Source organism: Pseudomonas sp. DR48, from assembly GCF_019823085.1.
In the GTDB taxonomy this organism is placed as follows: Bacteria; Pseudomonadota; Gammaproteobacteria; order Pseudomonadales; family Pseudomonadaceae; genus Aquipseudomonas.
The window spans coordinates 1,619,590-1,634,859 of record NZ_CP081946.1 but is presented as its reverse complement, the minus strand read 5'-3'; the positions used below and the strand labels follow the sequence as shown (position 1 = coordinate 1,634,859).

The window sequence follows — 15,270 nt, the reverse complement described above, 5'->3', positions numbered from 1 at the left end:
AGGAACATTCCATGAATACCGAAGGACTCACTGAAGTTGCCGTAAAAGACGCTCAACCCCTGGTGGAGCAAATCACCGAGACCCCGCCGGAGCTGGAACCAGCTCCCGTCGTGGTGGTGGCCGATGGCGCAGCCGCAGCGGCGGCCCCGGCGATTGCCATTCCCGGTCTGGATGACAGTAGCCTGTATATCCACCGCGAGCTGTCGCAACTGCAGTTCAATATCCGCGTGCTGGAACAGGCGCTGGACGAGTCCTATCCCTTGCTGGAACGGCTGAAGTTTTTGCTGATCTTCTCCAGCAACCTGGACGAGTTCTTCGAAATTCGCGTGGCCGGCCTGAAGAAGCAGATCACCTTCGCCCGTGAACAGGCGGGCGCCGATGGCCTGCAACCGCATCAGGCCCTGGCCCGCATCAGCGAGCTGGTACATGGTCACGTCGACCGCCAATACGCGATCCTCAACGACATCCTGTTGCCTGAACTGGAAAAACATCAGGTCCGCTTCATCCGTCGTCGTCACTGGAACACCAAGATCAAAACCTGGGTGCGCCGCTATTTCCGCGACGAGATCGCTCCGATCATCACCCCGATCGGCCTCGACCCGACGCACCCGTTCCCGTTGCTGGTGAACAAGAGCCTGAACTTCATCGTCGAGCTCGAAGGTATCGACGCCTTTGGTCGCGATTCCGGGCTGGCGATCATTCCGGCACCGCGCCTGTTGCCGCGTATTATCAAACTGCCGGAAGAAGTGGGCGGGGCTGGCGACAACTATGTGTTCCTGTCGTCAATGATCCACGCGCACGCCGATGACCTGTTCCAGGGCATGAAGGTCAAGGGCTGCTACCAGTTCCGCCTGACCCGAAACGCCGATCTCGCGGTCGACACCGAAGATGTCGAAGACCTGGCCCGCGCGCTGCGCGGTGAGTTGTTCTCCCGTCGCTACGGTGATGCGGTGCGCCTGGAAGTGGCCGACACGTGCCCGAAACAACTTTCCGACTACTTGCTCAAGCAGTTCAACCTGCACGAAACCGAGCTGTATCAGGTCAACGGTCCGGTCAACCTGACCCGGCTGTTCAGCATTACCGGCCTGGACAGCCAGCGCGCGCTGCAATACATGCCGTTCACGCCGCAGATCCCGAAACTGCTGCAAAACAGCGAGAACATTTTCAGCGTGATCAGCAAGCAGGACATTCTGCTGCTGCACCCGTTCGAGTCGTTTACCCCGGTGGTCGACCTGCTGCGTCAGGCTGCCAAGGACCCGCATGTGTTGGCGGTCCGTCAAACCCTTTACCGTTCCGGTGCCAACTCGGAAATCGTTGATGCGTTGGTGGATGCGGCGCGCAACGGCAAGGAAGTCACCGCGGTGATTGAATTGCGCGCACGGTTCGATGAAGAGTCCAACCTGCAACTGGCCAGCCGTCTGCAAGCGGCCGGTGCGGTGGTGATTTACGGTGTGGTCGGCTTCAAGACTCACGCCAAGATGATGCTGATCCTGCGTCGCGAGGCTGGCGAAATCGTGCGCTACGCCCACTTGGGGACTGGCAACTACCACGCGGCCAACGCCCGTCTGTACACCGACTACAGCCTGCTGACGTCCGATGACGCCTTGTGCGAGGACGTCGGCAAACTGTTCAGCCAGCTGATCGGCATGGGCAAAACCCTGCGCATGAAGAAGCTGTTGCACGCGCCGTTCACGCTGAAGAAGGGCATGCTCGACATGATTGCCCGCGAAACCCAGTTCGCCCTCGACGGCAAACCGGCGCACATCATCGCCAAGTTCAACTCGCTGACCGATCCTAAGATCATCCGCGCGTTGTACAAGGCCAGCCAGTCCGGGGTGCGTATCGATCTGGTGGTGCGCGGCATGTGCTGCCTGCGTCCGGGCATCGCCGGGGTCTCGCACAACATCCACGTACGCTCGATCATCGGTCGTTTCCTGGAGCACACCCGGGTCTTCTACTTCCTCAATGGCGGTGAAGAACAGATGTTCCTCTCCAGCGCCGACTGGATGGAGCGCAACCTCGACAAGCGCGTCGAGACTTGCTTCCCGGTGGAAGGCAAGAAATTGATCATGCGGGTCAAGAAGGAGCTGGAGCTTTACCTGACCGACAACACCCACAGCTGGAGCTTGCAGGCTGACGGTCGTTACATCCGCAACACACCGACCGGCAACCAGAACCCGCGCAGTGCGCAGGCGACATTGCTGGAGCGTCTGGGCAGCCCGATCCTGGCCGTGCGTTAACGCATAAAACCTGTGGGAGCGGGCTTGCTCGCGAAGGCGTCGTTTCAGTCAATATCGTTGTTGCCTGACACACCGCTTTCGCGGGCAAGCCCGCTCTCACATGAGGTTTATGGTGTTTGCTGGACACAAAAAAGGCCTTCCGAAGAAGGCCTTTTTTTATTTCAGCGAACGTTTTTAGCGAACGTTCAGGATGAACCCTACGCGGGTCAGCCATTCCGCTTCCAGGGCGAAGTCGGCCTGGGTCAGCTGGTTTTCGTCCAGCCAGTTTTCCGGGAACAGCACATCGAGGTTCTCGCCGTTGGCTTGCAGCATCACCTGAGGCATTTCCTGGGTGCCGCGGATGTGATGGAACAGGATCGCAAAGCGCAGCAGCACGCACAGGCGAATCAGCTTGATGCCTTCATCGCCGAACTCGGCAAACTTGTCCTTGGGAATATTGCGACGGTGGCCCCGTACCAGTAGCGCGAGCATCAACTGGTCTTCGCGGGAGAACCCGGCCAGGTCCGAGTGCTCGATCAAGTAGGCGCCGTGCTTGTGGTACTGATAGTGGGCGATGTCCAGGCCCACTTCATGCACCTTGGCCGCCCAGCCCAGCAATTCACGCCAGACGCCGTCGTCCAGATCCCAGTCTTCGGCGACCTGATCAAAGGCATGCAGCGCTTTGCGCTCAACGCGTGCCGCTTGTTCCAGATCGACGTGATAACGCTCCATCAAGGAGCTGAGCGTGCGCTCACGGACGTCTTCGTGATGATGACGGCCTAGCAGGTCGTAGAGCACGCCTTCGCGCAGGGCGCCTTCACAGTGGTCCATGCGTTGCAGCTCGAGGGCGTCGAAGATCGCTTCGAGAATCGCCAGACCAGCGGGGAAAATCGCCCGACGGTCGGGCTTGATGCCTTCAAAGTCGATCTTCTCGACGTCGCCGAGTTTGAACAGTTTGCGCTTGAGCCAGGCCAGGCCTTCGGCATTGACCTCGCCGGCACCGTGGCCGCCGGCCTTCAGCGCCAGGCCAATGGCGCGAATGGTGCCCGAGGAGCCGATGGCTTCATCCCAGGTCAGGCGGTGCAGGGCGTGCTCGATGCTCATGATCTCCAGCCGCGCCGCGGTGTACGCCTGGGCGTAACGGGCCGGGGTGATCTTGCCGTCCTTGAAATAACGCTGGGTATAACTGACGCAGCCCATTTGCAGGCTTTCACGCAGCAGCGGTTCGAAGCGCTGGCCGATGATGAACTCGGTACTGCCGCCGCCGATGTCGGCGACCAGGCGTTTGCCCGGGGTGTCGGCAAGGGTGTGGGACACGCCGAGGTAGATCAGGCGCGCTTCTTCACGGCCGGAGATGACTTCCACCGGGTGACCGAGGATTTCTTCGGCGCGGCGGATGAATTCGTTACGGTTACGGGCTTCACGCAGGGCGTTGGTGCCGACGATCCGCACGGCGCCTGGAGGCATACCGTTGATCAGTTGGGCAAAACGCTTGAGGCAATCGAGCCCGCGTTGCATGGATTCTTCGCTGAGCTGACGCTCTTCGTCGATGCCGGCGGCCAGCTGAACCTTCTCCCCGAGACGTTCGAGAATACGGATTTCGCCATTCTGGGCCTTGGCCACGACCATGTGAAAGCTGTTGGAGCCCAGGTCGATCGCGGCGATCAGGGACAGATTCTTGGCTTGGGATTGCGGCATGATCAGGGGGTCTCGGTCGATTACCTCGACATCGTGCCACGATCAAACGCTGGCGCCAACGCGTAGCGTTCAATGCCTTGATCCAGCGCAGTCATACCGGTGACCGCTGGGTGGCCAATCGCGAGCAGGCTCGCTCCCACAGGTTTTCTGTGCAGTCATCCATCTCGCGTACGACACAGAACCAATGTGGGAGCGGGCTTGCTCGCGATGGCGCCCTTCAGACCGCCGCCTCAACCGTTCCGATGAAGTTCGCCAGCTCCGCCGTCTGCGGATTGGCGAACAACACCTTTGGATCCCCCACCTCGTGCACCTTGCCCTGATGCATGAACACCAACTTATCCCCAACCTCGCGGGCAAAACGCATCTCATGGGTGACCATAATCAATGTCATCCCCTCCCTGGCCAGTTGGCGAACCACGCTGAGCACCTCGTTGACCAGTTCCGGGTCCAGCGCCGAGGTGATCTCGTCGCACAGCAACACTTTTGGCGACATCGCCAGGGCCCGGGCAATCGCCACTCGCTGCTGCTGTCCACCTGACAGCCGATCCGGGAAAGCGTCAAACTTCTCCCCCAGCCCGACCCGCTCCAGCATCTCCCGGGCCAGCACGGCCGCTTTGGCTTTAGGCACTTTCTGCACCACTTGCGGCGCGAGCATGACGTTCTCGCCCACGGTCAGGTGCGGGAACAGGTTGAACTGCTGAAACACCATCCCGACTTTCTGCCGCAAGCTGCGCAGGTCGGCGCGAGCGGCATCCAGGTATTCACCGTCGACTTCAATCACGCCATCGTTGATCGACTCCAGGCCATTGAGCGTGCGCAATAACGTCGATTTGCCCGAGCCGCTACGGCCGATGATCGCCACGACCTGGCCTTCCTCGACGCTCAGGTCGATGCCTTTGAGCACATGGTGGTCGCCGTAATATTTATGCAGGGCCGAAATTCTAAGCAGAGGCATGCAGTCTCCTTTCCAGGTAGCGCGCGCTGAGGGACAAGGGGTAGCAGAGCAGGAAATAGCCAAGGGCCACGAGGCCGTAGACCATGAACGGTTCGAAAGTCGCGTTGGCGAGCATGCCGCCGGTCTTGGTCAGTTCTGTGAAGCCGATGATCGAGGTCACGGCGGTGCCTTTGACCACTTGCACCGAAAATCCCACCGTCGGCGCCACGGCCACGCGCAGGGCTTGCGGCAGGATCACGTAGCGCAATTGCTCCAGCGGGTTGAGCGCCAGGCTCGACGAGGCTTCCCATTGGCCGTTGGGAATCGACTCGACGCAGCCGCGCCAGATCTCCGCCAGGTAAGCACTGGTAAACAGCGTCAGGGCCAGCGCCGCCGCCATCCACGGTGAAATCTCCACGCCGGCCAGGGCCACACCGAAGAACACCAGAAACAGCTGCATCAACAACGGCGTGCCCTGAAACAGTTCGATGTAGGTGCGGGCGACGTTGCGTGGCAGGGACTTTTTCGAAATGCGCATGACCATGATCAGCAAACCGATCAAGCCGCCGCCAATAAACGCCACCAGCGACAGTGCCAGCGTCCATTGCAGGCCGGTGAGCAGGTTGCGCACGACGTCCCAGAAGGTGAAATCGCTCATTGGCTGCTCCTTGCGATGTAGCGCCGGCCGATCCAGTTCAGCAGTTGGCGGATCAGCAAGGCCATGCACAGATAAAGCAGCGTGGTCAGGGCGTAGGTTTCAAACGCGCGGAAGTTGCGCGATTGAATGAAGTTGGCGGCGAAGCTCAGTTCTTCGGTGGCGATCTGCGAACAGACCGCCGAGCCGAGCATGACGATGATGATCTGGCTGCTCAGCGCCGGCCAGACCTTGCCCAGCGCCGGCAGCAAGATCACGTGGCGAAAGGCTTCGAAGCGGGTCATCGCCAGCGCGGCAGCAGCTTCGAGCTGTCCACGGGGAATCGCCTGAATGCCCGCGCGAATGATCTCGGTTGAATAAGCCCCCAGGTTGATCACCATCGCCAGCACCGCCGCCTGCCATTCTGAAATCTGCAGGCCCAGCGACGGCAAGCCGAAGAAGATGAAAAACAACTGCACCAGAAACGGCGTGTTGCGGATCAACTCGACGTAAATCCCGAAAATCACCGAGAACGGGCGAATGTTCCACGCCCGCACCAACGCCCCGACGATGCCCAGCCCTACGCCCAGCACCGCGCCGATGGCCGTCAACTCAAGGGTGAACAGCGCACCGCGCAGCAGCAGGTCGGTGTTTTGCACCACCGGTATGAAGTCGAACTGATAGGCCATATCAAATCTCCCGAGCGACGATCAGAGATCGGCCGGCAGCGGCTCTTTGAGCCAGGTTCGGGAGTTTTTCTCCAGCGCACCGTCAGACTTGGCGGTCGCGAGGATCTGGTTGACCTTGCCCAGCAGCGCCGGCTCGTTCTTGTTCACGCCGACATAGACCGGCGAATCCTTGAGCTTCACTTTCAACGCAGGCACACGCTTCGGACTTTTTTCGCTGATCGCGACCATCACCACGTTGCCGCTGGCGATCAGGTCGACTTGCCCGGCGAGGTACGCGGCGATGGTCGAGTTATTGTCTTCGAAGCGCTTGATGGTCACGCCTTCGGGGGCGACTTTGGTCAGTTCGATGTCTTCGATGGCGCCACGGGTGACGCTGATGGTCTTGCCCTTGAGGTCGTCGAGGCTTTTGATGTCGGCGTCTGGCGGGCCGAATACGGCGAGGTAGAACGGCGCGTAGGCACTTGAGAAGTCGATGACTTTCTCGCGCTCCGGGTTTTTACCGAGGCTTGAAATCACCAGGTCGACCTTGCCGGTGGTCAGGAACGGGATGCGGTTGGTGCTGTTGACTGGGGTCAGTTCGAGTTTGACCTTGAGTTGGTCGGCCAGCAGCTTGGCGGTGTCGATATCGAGGCCGCGCGGTTTCATGTCGGGGCCAACCGAGCCGAATGGCGGGAAGTCCTGTGGCACGGCCACCTTGAGGACGCCGCGTTTGACCACGTCCTCCAGTCCGTCGGCATGGGCGGGCACCTGGCTCAGCATCAGGCTGGCAAACAGGGAGGCGAGGAGGGCGCTGTAACGCAGGGTCATGGCAAATCTCCGGATCGGCGAGAAGTAATTTCTGCGGATCGACAGAGCACGGGCCATGCCAAGAATCGGTTTTGGGGGTTGCAGGCCACGGTTTTGCTGGGTTGGTTCGGTCTTACTGGTCTGAACAGTTGCGCCGCGATTCGCACCCCGATGGCGCATCGGCCTGAACCTTCGAACCCCCATGGGGCACGACTTGCCGGGCGTCGCGAATAGCTTTAAAACTAGCGGCACATTCGCCTGGTCCGTCTGAAAAAACATGAACTCGATCTCACGAGCCGTACCTGAAGTGGCGCTGCAAGCCATCCGCAAACTCATCACCGAGCAGGGTTTTGGGCCAGGCGATGCCTTGCCCTCGCAGCGGGACCTGGCGGTGCAGTTGGGGGTCAGCCGTGCGTCGTTGCGCGAGGCGCTGTCGTCATTGAGTGCCTTGGGCGTGATCAGCATTCAGCCCGGTAAAGGCGTGTTCGTGCAGTCGCCGGTGGACCTGTCACGGTCAGAAGCCGCGTTGAGCTGGCCGTTCGCGGCCCAGGCCTCGCCGCTGGATATCTTCCAGCTGCGCTATGCCCTGGAGGGTTTCGCCGCCGGTTTGGCCGCCGGGACCCTGAGTACGCAGGAGCTTGATGCGCTCGAAGACAACGTGGCTGCCATGCGCAACGATTTGAAGGCCGGCGATTTCGAGGCGGCAGCGCGATTGGACTTCGAATTCCACCGGCGGATCCTGCTCGCCAGCGGTAATCAGGCGATGCTGAGCATCCTGACGGCCAGCGCCGAGATCTTTCTGGAGAGCCAGAAGCTACCGTTCATCCGGGCCGAAAGAGCCCTGGAAACCTGGCAGGAGCACCGCAAAATCCTTCGTGCGCTGGCTCGGCGCTCGTCCTCCGCGGCGCAGAAGGCCATGCATGAGCATGTGCGCAACGCAGCACTGCGCACAGGAATTGCCTTCGTCGCTCCCGCCACCTCCTGACTTGAGCTATACCCAAACTCATGCGCCACCATAGCGAGACTCAATCATCTGCACCTTCCTGAACGAGGGAAGGGCGGCTATGATGGGCCACGTTTTTTTGCTTACAACCTGGAGACTTCCATGAGCAGCGATCTTATCAAACACGTTAGCGACGCTAGCTTCGAGGCCGACGTACTCAAGGCCGAAGGCGCTGTACTGGTCGACTACTGGGCTGAATGGTGCGGCCCTTGCAAAATGATCGCTCCTGTTCTGGACGAAATTGCTGAAACCTACAAAGGCAAGCTGACCGTTGCCAAGCTGAACATCGATGAAAACCAGGAAACCCCGGCCAAGCATGGCGTACGTGGCATCCCGACCCTGATGCTGTTCAAGAACGGCAACGTTGAAGCGACCAAGGTCGGCGCACTGTCGAAGTCGCAACTGGCTGCTTTCCTCGACGCCAACATCTAAGCGTCGTTGTAAAGTGTCCGAAAAAAAGGCCCCGCACATTGCGGGGCCTTTTCGTTATTCAGGGCTAGACGCTCTGAAACTCAGGTGGTACATTCGGCCCCGCACTGGTTTCTCCATTGCCCCCTGCTAGCCGTCGCCGACGCACTCCTTTTCGAATAAGTACGCGATCCTGTCGCCTTCTCTGCGGCGCGGCCTCATTAAGCCAAAAGCTTAATTTCCCCCCCTCCATAAATGATTACGTCATTCCTATATGAATCTGACTGAACTCAAGCAAAAGCCGATTACCGAACTGCTCGAATTGGCCGAACAGATGGGCATAGAAAATATGGCCCGTTCGCGCAAGCAGGACGTGATTTTCTCCCTGCTCAAAAAGCACGCGAAAAGCGGCGAGGAAATCTCCGGTGATGGCGTGCTGGAGATTCTCCAGGACGGCTTCGGCTTCCTGCGCTCCGCTGACGCTTCCTATCTCGCCGGCCCAGACGATATTTACGTCTCGCCGAGCCAGATCCGCCGTTTCAACTTGCGCACCGGTGACACCATCGTTGGCAAGATCCGCCCTCCAAAGGAAGGCGAGCGTTATTTCGCACTGCTCAAGGTCGACACGATCAACTACGATCGTCCCGAGAACGCGAAAAACAAGATTCTCTTCGAGAACCTGACCCCGCTGTTCCCGACCGTTCGCATGAAGATGGAAGCCGGCAACGGTTCGACCGAAGACTTGACCGGTCGTGTCATCGACCTGTGCGCCCCGATCGGCAAAGGCCAGCGCGGTCTGATCGTTGCACCGCCCAAAGCGGGCAAGACGATCATGCTGCAGAACATCGCGGCGAACATCGCACGTAACAACCCTGAAGTTCATCTGATCGTGTTGCTGATCGATGAGCGTCCGGAAGAAGTAACCGAAATGCAGCGCACCGTGCGCGGCGAAGTGGTTGCCTCGACGTTCGACGAACCGCCAACCCGCCACGTGCAGGTTGCCGAAATGGTGATCGAGAAGGCCAAGCGCCTGGTCGAACACAAGAAAGACGTGGTGATCCTGCTCGACTCCATCACCCGTCTGGCCCGCGCCTACAACACCGTGATCCCGAGCTCCGGCAAAGTGCTCACCGGTGGTGTCGATGCTCACGCGCTGGAGAAACCGAAACGTTTCTTCGGCGCTGCACGGAACATCGAAGAAGGCGGCTCGCTGACCATCATCGCCACCGCGCTGGTTGAAACCGGCTCGAAGATGGATGAAGTGATCTACGAAGAATTCAAAGGCACCGGCAACATGGAACTGCCTCTGGATCGTCGTATCGCTGAAAAACGCGTCTTCCCGGCCATCAACATCAACCGTTCCGGCACCCGCCGCGAAGAGTTGCTGACCGCCGACGACGAGTTGCAGCGTATGTGGATCCTGCGCAAGCTGCTGCACCCGATGGACGAAATCGCTGCCATCGAGTTCCTGGTCGACAAGCTGAAGACGACCAAGACCAACGACGAGTTCTTCTTGTCGATGAAACGCAAGTAAGACGGTTTTCAGCCGTCAGGAATGGCGCCCTTCGGGGCGCCATTTTTTTTGCCTGAAACATTTGATGACGCAGGACTTTGCCGCGTCGAGCTCGATGTTCACTCGCTGTATACCGATGACAATCAGCTGTCTGAGGTCGGTGCCCGCTTCATCGCGCCGGTGCTTGAGCCCCTGTTCAAGCGCTTGCAAACCCTGGCAGCTCTGAGCAACGGCAACGTGAATGCGGCCAAGTAAGCAGCGATAAGCTGCCAGCGGGCGGCAGAGCAGGTAGGATGTACGCCTATTTTAGGGGTGCCATCGTCAATGAAATTCAAGGACCTTCGGGATTTCGTGCAGCAGCTTGAGCAGCGCGGAGAGTTGAAACGCATCAAGATCCCCGTCTCTCCAGTGCTGGAGATGACCGAAGTCTGTGATCGCACGTTACGGGCAAAAGGCCCGGCGCTGCTGTTCGAAAACCCGACCGGGTACGACATCCCGGTCCTCGGCAACCTGTTCGGCACCCCCGAGCGGGTGGCCATGGGCATGGGCGCCGAGGCGGTCAGCGAGCTGCGCGAAATCGGCAAGTTGCTGGCGTTCCTCAAAGAGCCCGAGCCACCGAAGGGCTTGAAGGATGCCTGGTCCAAATTGCCGATCTTCCGCAAGATCATCGCCATGGCGCCGAAAGTCGTCAAAGACGCGGTGTGCCAGGAAGTGGTGATCGAAGGCGACGACGTCGACCTCGCGATGCTGCCGGTGCAGACCTGCTGGCCAGGCGACGTCGGTCCGCTGATCACTTGGGGCCTGACCGTCACCAAAGGTCCGAACAAGGATCGCCAGAATCTCGGCATTTATCGCCAGCAAGTGATTGGTCGCAACAAGGTGATCATGCGCTGGCTGAGCCACCGTGGCGGCGCGCTGGATTACCGTGAGTGGTGCGAAAAGCATCCCGGCCAGCCATTTCCGGTGTCCGTGGCACTGGGTGCTGACCCTGCGACCATTCTTGGCGCCGTGACGCCGGTGCCGGACAGCCTCTCCGAATATGCATTCGCCGGTCTGCTGCGCGGCAACCGCACCGAACTGGTGAAGTGCCGCGGCAACGACCTGCAAGTGCCGGCCACCGCCGAGATCATCCTGGAAGGCGTGATCCATCCGGGCGAGATGGCTGATGAAGGTCCTTACGGCGATCACACCGGTTACTACAATGAAGTCGACAGCTTCCCGGTGTTCACCGTCGAGCGCATCACCCACCGGATCAAACCGATTTATCACAGCACCTACACTGGCCGTCCGCCGGATGAGCCGGCGATTCTGGGTGTGGCGCTGAACGAAGTGTTCGTGCCGATCCTTCAGAAACAGTTCCCCGAAATCACCGACTTCTACCTGCCGCCCGAAGGCTGCTCCTACCGCATGGCCATCGTGACCATGAAGAAGTCGTATCCGGGTCACGCCAAGCGGGTAATGCTCGGTGTCTGGTCGTTTTTGCGACAGTTCATGTACACCAAGTTCGTTATCGTCACAGACGACGACATTAACGCGCGAGACTGGAACGACGTGGTCTGGGCCATCACTACGCGCATGGACCCCAAGCGCGACACGGTGATGATCGACAACACGCCGATCGACTACCTCGACTTCGCCTCGCCGGTCTCCGGCCTGGGGTCGAAGATGGGGCTCGATGCCACGCATAAATGGCCGGGCGAAACCACTCGCGAGTGGGGCCGGGTCATCGTCAAGGACGAAGCCGTGACCCAACGGATCGATGCCATCTGGAATCAGTTAGGAATAGATTGATGCGTGTAACCTTGCAGCCCTCCGGAGCAGTGCTTGAGATATTGCCCGGCGAGCGGATTCTCGATGGCGCGCGGCGCCTGGGCTATGAATGCCCGCAAAGCTGCCGCAACGGCAATTGCCATGTGTGCGCGGCCTTGCTGGTGGAAGGGCGGGTCGAACAGGCCGGCGGTGTGCGCGATCATGGCGAGTTCTACACTTGCATAGCAGAGCCGCTGGAAGACTGCATCGTGCTGTGGGATGGCGTGCTTGCGCTGGGAGAACTGCCGGTGCGCAGCTTGTCGTGTCAGGTCATTGAATGCAGGGACGTCGGCGGAGATACCTTTCGCGTGCACCTGCGAGCGCCGGCCGGCAAGCCGCCACGCTATCACGCCGGTCAGTATTTGATGATCGAGCGCGAGAACGGCGAGAAATCCGCCTTCTCCCTGGCCTCGGCACCGCACTCGGGGCGCGACCTGGAAATCCATGTGCTGGCGCGCGAAAGCAGTGCGCTGAATCTGATCGAGCAACTTCGGCGCAATCCGATGGTGCGCATCGAGATGCCGTTCGGCGACACCCACCTGGCGGAATTGCCCGACGGTCCGCTGGTGCTGATCGCCGCCGGCACTGGCATGGGACAGATCCACAGCCTGATCGAGCACTGTCGCGCCACCGGCTTCAAGCACCCCGTCCATCTGTATTGGGGCGTGCGTCGACCTGAAGACTTTTATGCCATCGAACATTGGGATGAGTGGCTGAAGCTGCCCAACCTGTTCCTGCATAAAGTTGTCAGCGATCAGTGCGGCTGGCAGGGGCGCTGCGGGATGCTGCATGAGGCGGTGTGTGAAGACTTTACGGACCTGAAAGCCTTGCATGTCTACGCCAGTGGCTCACCGGCCATGGTCTATGGGACGCTGGATGCGCTAGTTGAAGCCGGGATGGATGCTCACCAGATGCGCGCAGACGTTTTTGCATATGCGCCACGATCTTGATCCTCGATCTTGATCCTCGATGTGGATCCGCGATCTGATCCGCGATTTTAAATCGTTATAACTCTCCATATAGCCGATCGGTATTTATAGATTTATATAAATGCCGGTAGGTTATAACTCGTTCAGGTAATTATTCAAAAACAGTGCATGGCACTTAAATTGCCTTAAAACATATGTGCCTTATTGTTACAGCGGTGCGTTCTATTAAGTAATTCTTTATTCGCGGGGAGCTGAACGCTATTCGCCATGAGTGCCATTGAATCTGGGTTTTTGAATCCGGCTTACCCTCCGCGGCTCGATCTGGGGCCGCAGCTTACGCACGAACAATTGCTCAGCTCGATGCAATCGACCATGGCGCGCCACAAGGGCGGGCCGGTCTGGCTGTTTGCTTATGGTTCGCTGATCTGGCGTCCCGAATGCCCGGCGGTTGAACGTGTCCGCGGCCGAGTGCATGGCTACCATCGCGGTTTGTACCTGTGGTCCCACGAACATCGCGGCACCCCCGAAGTGCCAGGGCTGGTGTTTGGTCTGGATCGGGGTGGTTCCTGCAGCGGCTTCGCTTATCGCTTGCCTGAAGAACAACTTGAAGCGTCGCTCTATGCCTTGTGGCAACGCGAAATGCCATTCCCGTCCTATCGCCCACACTGGCTCAACTGCCGTCTCGAAGATGGAAGCCAGGTTCAGGCGTTGGGGTTTGTATTGGAACGACACCTGCCCAGCTATGCCGGCAACTTGCCGGATCACGTGCTGAGTCATGTGTTCGAAAATGCTTGCGGGCGTTACGGCACCACTCGCGATTATGTCGAGCAGACCGCCAACGCCCTGCGTAGCCACGCCATGCCAGACCGGAATCTGGAGGCGCGGCTCAAGCGCTGCAAGTCAAAAGCCGATCAGGCGATCGCTTCGCGAGTCTGACTGGCGACGTTCTGCTACCGTTGGAAATTCCCGGGTTGCTCTGACCCCGGAAAATAAAAAAGCGGCCTGGACCAACCAGACCGCTTTTTTTTTTTGCTCAACGAACCTGAACCACCACTTTGCCGACCGCCTTGCGCTGGCCAAGATCATTGATCGCCTGTGCCGCATTGCTCAGCGGATACACCTGAGACACCAACGGCTTCAACTTGCCTTCGGCAAACCAGTCAAACAGTTGCTGGAAGTTGGCCGCGTTGTCCTGCGGCTGGCGCTGGGCAAACGAGCCCCAGAACACACCGACCACGGCGGCACCCTTGAGCAGCGCCAGATTCACCGGGAATTCCGGGATCCGGCCGCTGGCGAAGCCGACCACCAGCAGGCGGCCGTTCCAGGCGATGGCGCGCACGGCCTGGTCAAACAGATCGCCGCCGACCGGATCGTAAATAACATCGGCGCCTTGGCCGTCGGTCAGGCGTTTGATTTCGTCCTTGAGGCTGGTTTCGCTGTAGTTGATCAGTTCATCGGCGCCGGCAGCCTTGGCCACGGCCAGTTTCTCGGCGCTGCTGGCGGCGGCGATCACGCGGGCGCCCATGGCCTTGCCGATTTCCACCGCGGCCAGGCCGACACCGCCGGAAGCACCGAGCACCAGCAGGGTTTCGCCCGGTTGCAGGTTGGCGCGTTGCTTGAGCGCGTGCATCGACGTGCCGTAGGTCATGCTGAAGGCGGCGGCGGTGTTGAAGTCCATCGACGGTGGAATCGGCAGGACGTTGTAGCCTGGCACCGCGACCTGTTCGGCGAAGCTGCCCCAACCGGTCAGGGCCATGACCCGGTCACCGACCTTGAGGTGGCTGACCTTTTCACCCACCGCACTGACCACGCCCGCCGCCTCGCCACCCGGCGAGAACGGGAAGGGCGGCTTGAACTGGTATTTGCCCTCAATGATCAGCGTGTCCGGGAAATTCACCCCGGCGGCGTGCACGTCCAGCAGGATTTCGTTCTTCTTCGCGACAGGGCTGGCGACCTCTTCCAGCACCAGCGATTCGGCAGGGCCGAAGGCTTTGCACAGCACGGCTTTCATCAGGGCTATTCCTTTGGGAGTGATGGCCGATAAGTGTAGGTGTGTGAGTCGATGGGTCAACGAGCATGCCCGACCCTGATAGTCAGCCATAAGCTTGTGCTTGAGCGGCGGGTCGTTATGCTAGGCCGCAAACCGGATAAGGAGCGAATTGTGAAAGCGTGGATCATGTTGTTGCTGGCCCTGTCTCTGCCTGTGGCAGCGATGGCCGAAGAAGCCAAAGAAGGTGAAGCTCCGAAGGTCAATTACATCACCTTGAGCCCGCCGTTCGTGGGCAATTACGGGTTGGACGGTACGCCGAAGCTTAAGGTCTACAAGGCCGACGTGGCGTTGCGCGTGACCGGTGAGGATGCCACCAAAGCGGTGAAGGCCAACGAGCCGTTGATTCGCAATCAGTTGGTCGCGTTGTTCGCACAGCAGACTACCGAGACGATGAACAACGTTGAGGCCAAGGAGAAGCTGCGTCAGGAAGCCCTGAAGCAGACTCAGCAAGTGATGAACGATGAAACGGGTAAGCCGGTGGTTGAGGATTTGCTGTTCAACAATCTGATCATTCAGTAAGCACCCCCGTTTGCGAGTAGTGCTGGTCACTTAAGATGGTTTTGGGGTTTGGGATTGGGATTGGGATTGGGGGCATATC

General features: G+C 59.6%; 14 protein-coding genes and 1 pseudogene. 9 read left to right on the top strand and 6 right to left on the bottom strand.

Translation table 11 applies throughout. The features are described from left to right. Positions 1-11 precede the first annotated feature (11 nt). Positions 12-2,240, top strand: a complete 2,229-nt coding sequence (gene ppk1, locus K5K95_RS07535) for a polyphosphate kinase 1 (RefSeq protein WP_222588945.1) — start codon at positions 12-14, stop codon at positions 2,238-2,240. A 174-nt stretch (positions 2,241-2,414) separates the two neighbouring features. Here the strand turns inward: ppk1 and ppx are convergent, their stop codons facing one another. From ppx to K5K95_RS07510, 5 genes are all read right to left on the bottom strand, one after another. Continuing rightward, positions 2,415-3,917: an exopolyphosphatase gene (ppx, locus tag K5K95_RS07530; RefSeq protein ID WP_222588944.1), complete on the bottom strand. Its 1,503-nt coding sequence runs from the start codon at positions 3,915-3,917 to the stop codon at positions 2,415-2,417. 217 nt (positions 3,918-4,134) lie between these two features. Beyond that, positions 4,135-4,872 carry an amino acid ABC transporter ATP-binding protein gene (locus tag K5K95_RS07525; protein WP_090178234.1) on the bottom strand — a complete coding sequence of 246 codons (738 nt, stop codon included), beginning with the start codon at positions 4,870-4,872 and terminating at the stop codon, positions 4,135-4,137. Continuing rightward, positions 4,859-5,509, bottom strand: a complete 651-nt coding sequence (locus K5K95_RS07520) for an amino acid ABC transporter permease (RefSeq protein ID WP_222588943.1) — start codon at positions 5,507-5,509, stop codon at positions 4,859-4,861. Before K5K95_RS07520 ends, K5K95_RS07525 begins: the two co-directional genes overlap by 14 nt. Then, on the bottom strand, positions 5,506-6,174 hold the full coding sequence (locus tag K5K95_RS07515; protein WP_222588942.1) for an amino acid ABC transporter permease: 669 nt from the start codon (positions 6,172-6,174) through the stop codon (positions 5,506-5,508). Before K5K95_RS07515 ends, K5K95_RS07520 begins: the two co-directional genes overlap by 4 nt. 21 nt (positions 6,175-6,195) lie before the next feature. Then, entirely contained in the window at positions 6,196-6,981 is a 786-nt protein-coding gene (locus K5K95_RS07510; RefSeq protein WP_222588941.1) for a transporter substrate-binding domain-containing protein, read from the bottom strand. Positions 6,982-7,237: 256 nt separating this feature from the next. On the opposite strand from K5K95_RS07510, the gene K5K95_RS07505 reads away from it, so the two are divergent. The 7 genes and pseudogenes from K5K95_RS07505 (at position 7,238) to K5K95_RS07475 (ending at position 13,558) form a co-directional block, all read left to right on the top strand. Beyond that, positions 7,238-7,945, top strand: a complete 708-nt coding sequence (locus tag K5K95_RS07505; protein WP_222588940.1) for a FadR/GntR family transcriptional regulator — start codon at positions 7,238-7,240, stop codon at positions 7,943-7,945. Between the two features lie 120 nt (positions 7,946-8,065). Then, positions 8,066-8,395, top strand: coding sequence for a thioredoxin TrxA (trxA, locus tag K5K95_RS07500; protein ID WP_003206727.1), 330 nt, complete (start codon positions 8,066-8,068; stop codon positions 8,393-8,395). A 250-nt stretch (positions 8,396-8,645) separates the two neighbouring features. Continuing rightward, complete coding sequence (gene rho, locus K5K95_RS07495; RefSeq protein WP_007942421.1) at positions 8,646-9,905, top strand: transcription termination factor Rho; 1,260 nt, start codon at positions 8,646-8,648, stop codon at positions 9,903-9,905. A gap of 51 nt (positions 9,906-9,956) precedes the next feature. Next, positions 9,957-10,139 (top strand): annotated as a pseudogene (locus K5K95_RS07490) (hypothetical protein); the annotation flags it as partial. Positions 10,140-10,208: 69 nt separating this feature from the next. Beyond that, positions 10,209-11,675, top strand: a complete 1,467-nt coding sequence (gene ubiD, locus K5K95_RS07485) for a 4-hydroxy-3-polyprenylbenzoate decarboxylase (protein ID WP_222588939.1) — start codon at positions 10,209-10,211, stop codon at positions 11,673-11,675. Then, on the top strand, positions 11,675-12,643 hold the full coding sequence (locus tag K5K95_RS07480; protein ID WP_222588938.1) for a CDP-6-deoxy-delta-3,4-glucoseen reductase: 969 nt from the start codon (positions 11,675-11,677) through the stop codon (positions 12,641-12,643). Before ubiD ends, K5K95_RS07480 begins: the two co-directional genes overlap by 1 nt. A gap of 246 nt (positions 12,644-12,889) precedes the next feature. Next, positions 12,890-13,558 (top strand): gamma-glutamylcyclotransferase, encoded by a 669-nt coding sequence (locus K5K95_RS07475; RefSeq protein ID WP_222588937.1) that lies wholly within the window; start codon positions 12,890-12,892, stop codon positions 13,556-13,558. Positions 13,559-13,655: 97 nt separating this feature from the next. On the opposite strand, the gene K5K95_RS07470 is transcribed toward K5K95_RS07475, so the two are convergent. Next, entirely contained in the window at positions 13,656-14,633 is a 978-nt protein-coding gene (locus K5K95_RS07470) for an NADPH:quinone oxidoreductase family protein (RefSeq protein WP_222588936.1), read from the bottom strand. Between the two features lie 150 nt (positions 14,634-14,783). Between K5K95_RS07470 and K5K95_RS07465 the strand changes: the two genes are divergently transcribed. After that, on the top strand, positions 14,784-15,191 hold the full coding sequence (locus tag K5K95_RS07465) for a flagellar basal body-associated protein FliL (RefSeq protein WP_046032257.1): 408 nt from the start codon (positions 14,784-14,786) through the stop codon (positions 15,189-15,191). Positions 15,192-15,270: the final 79 nt, after the last annotated feature.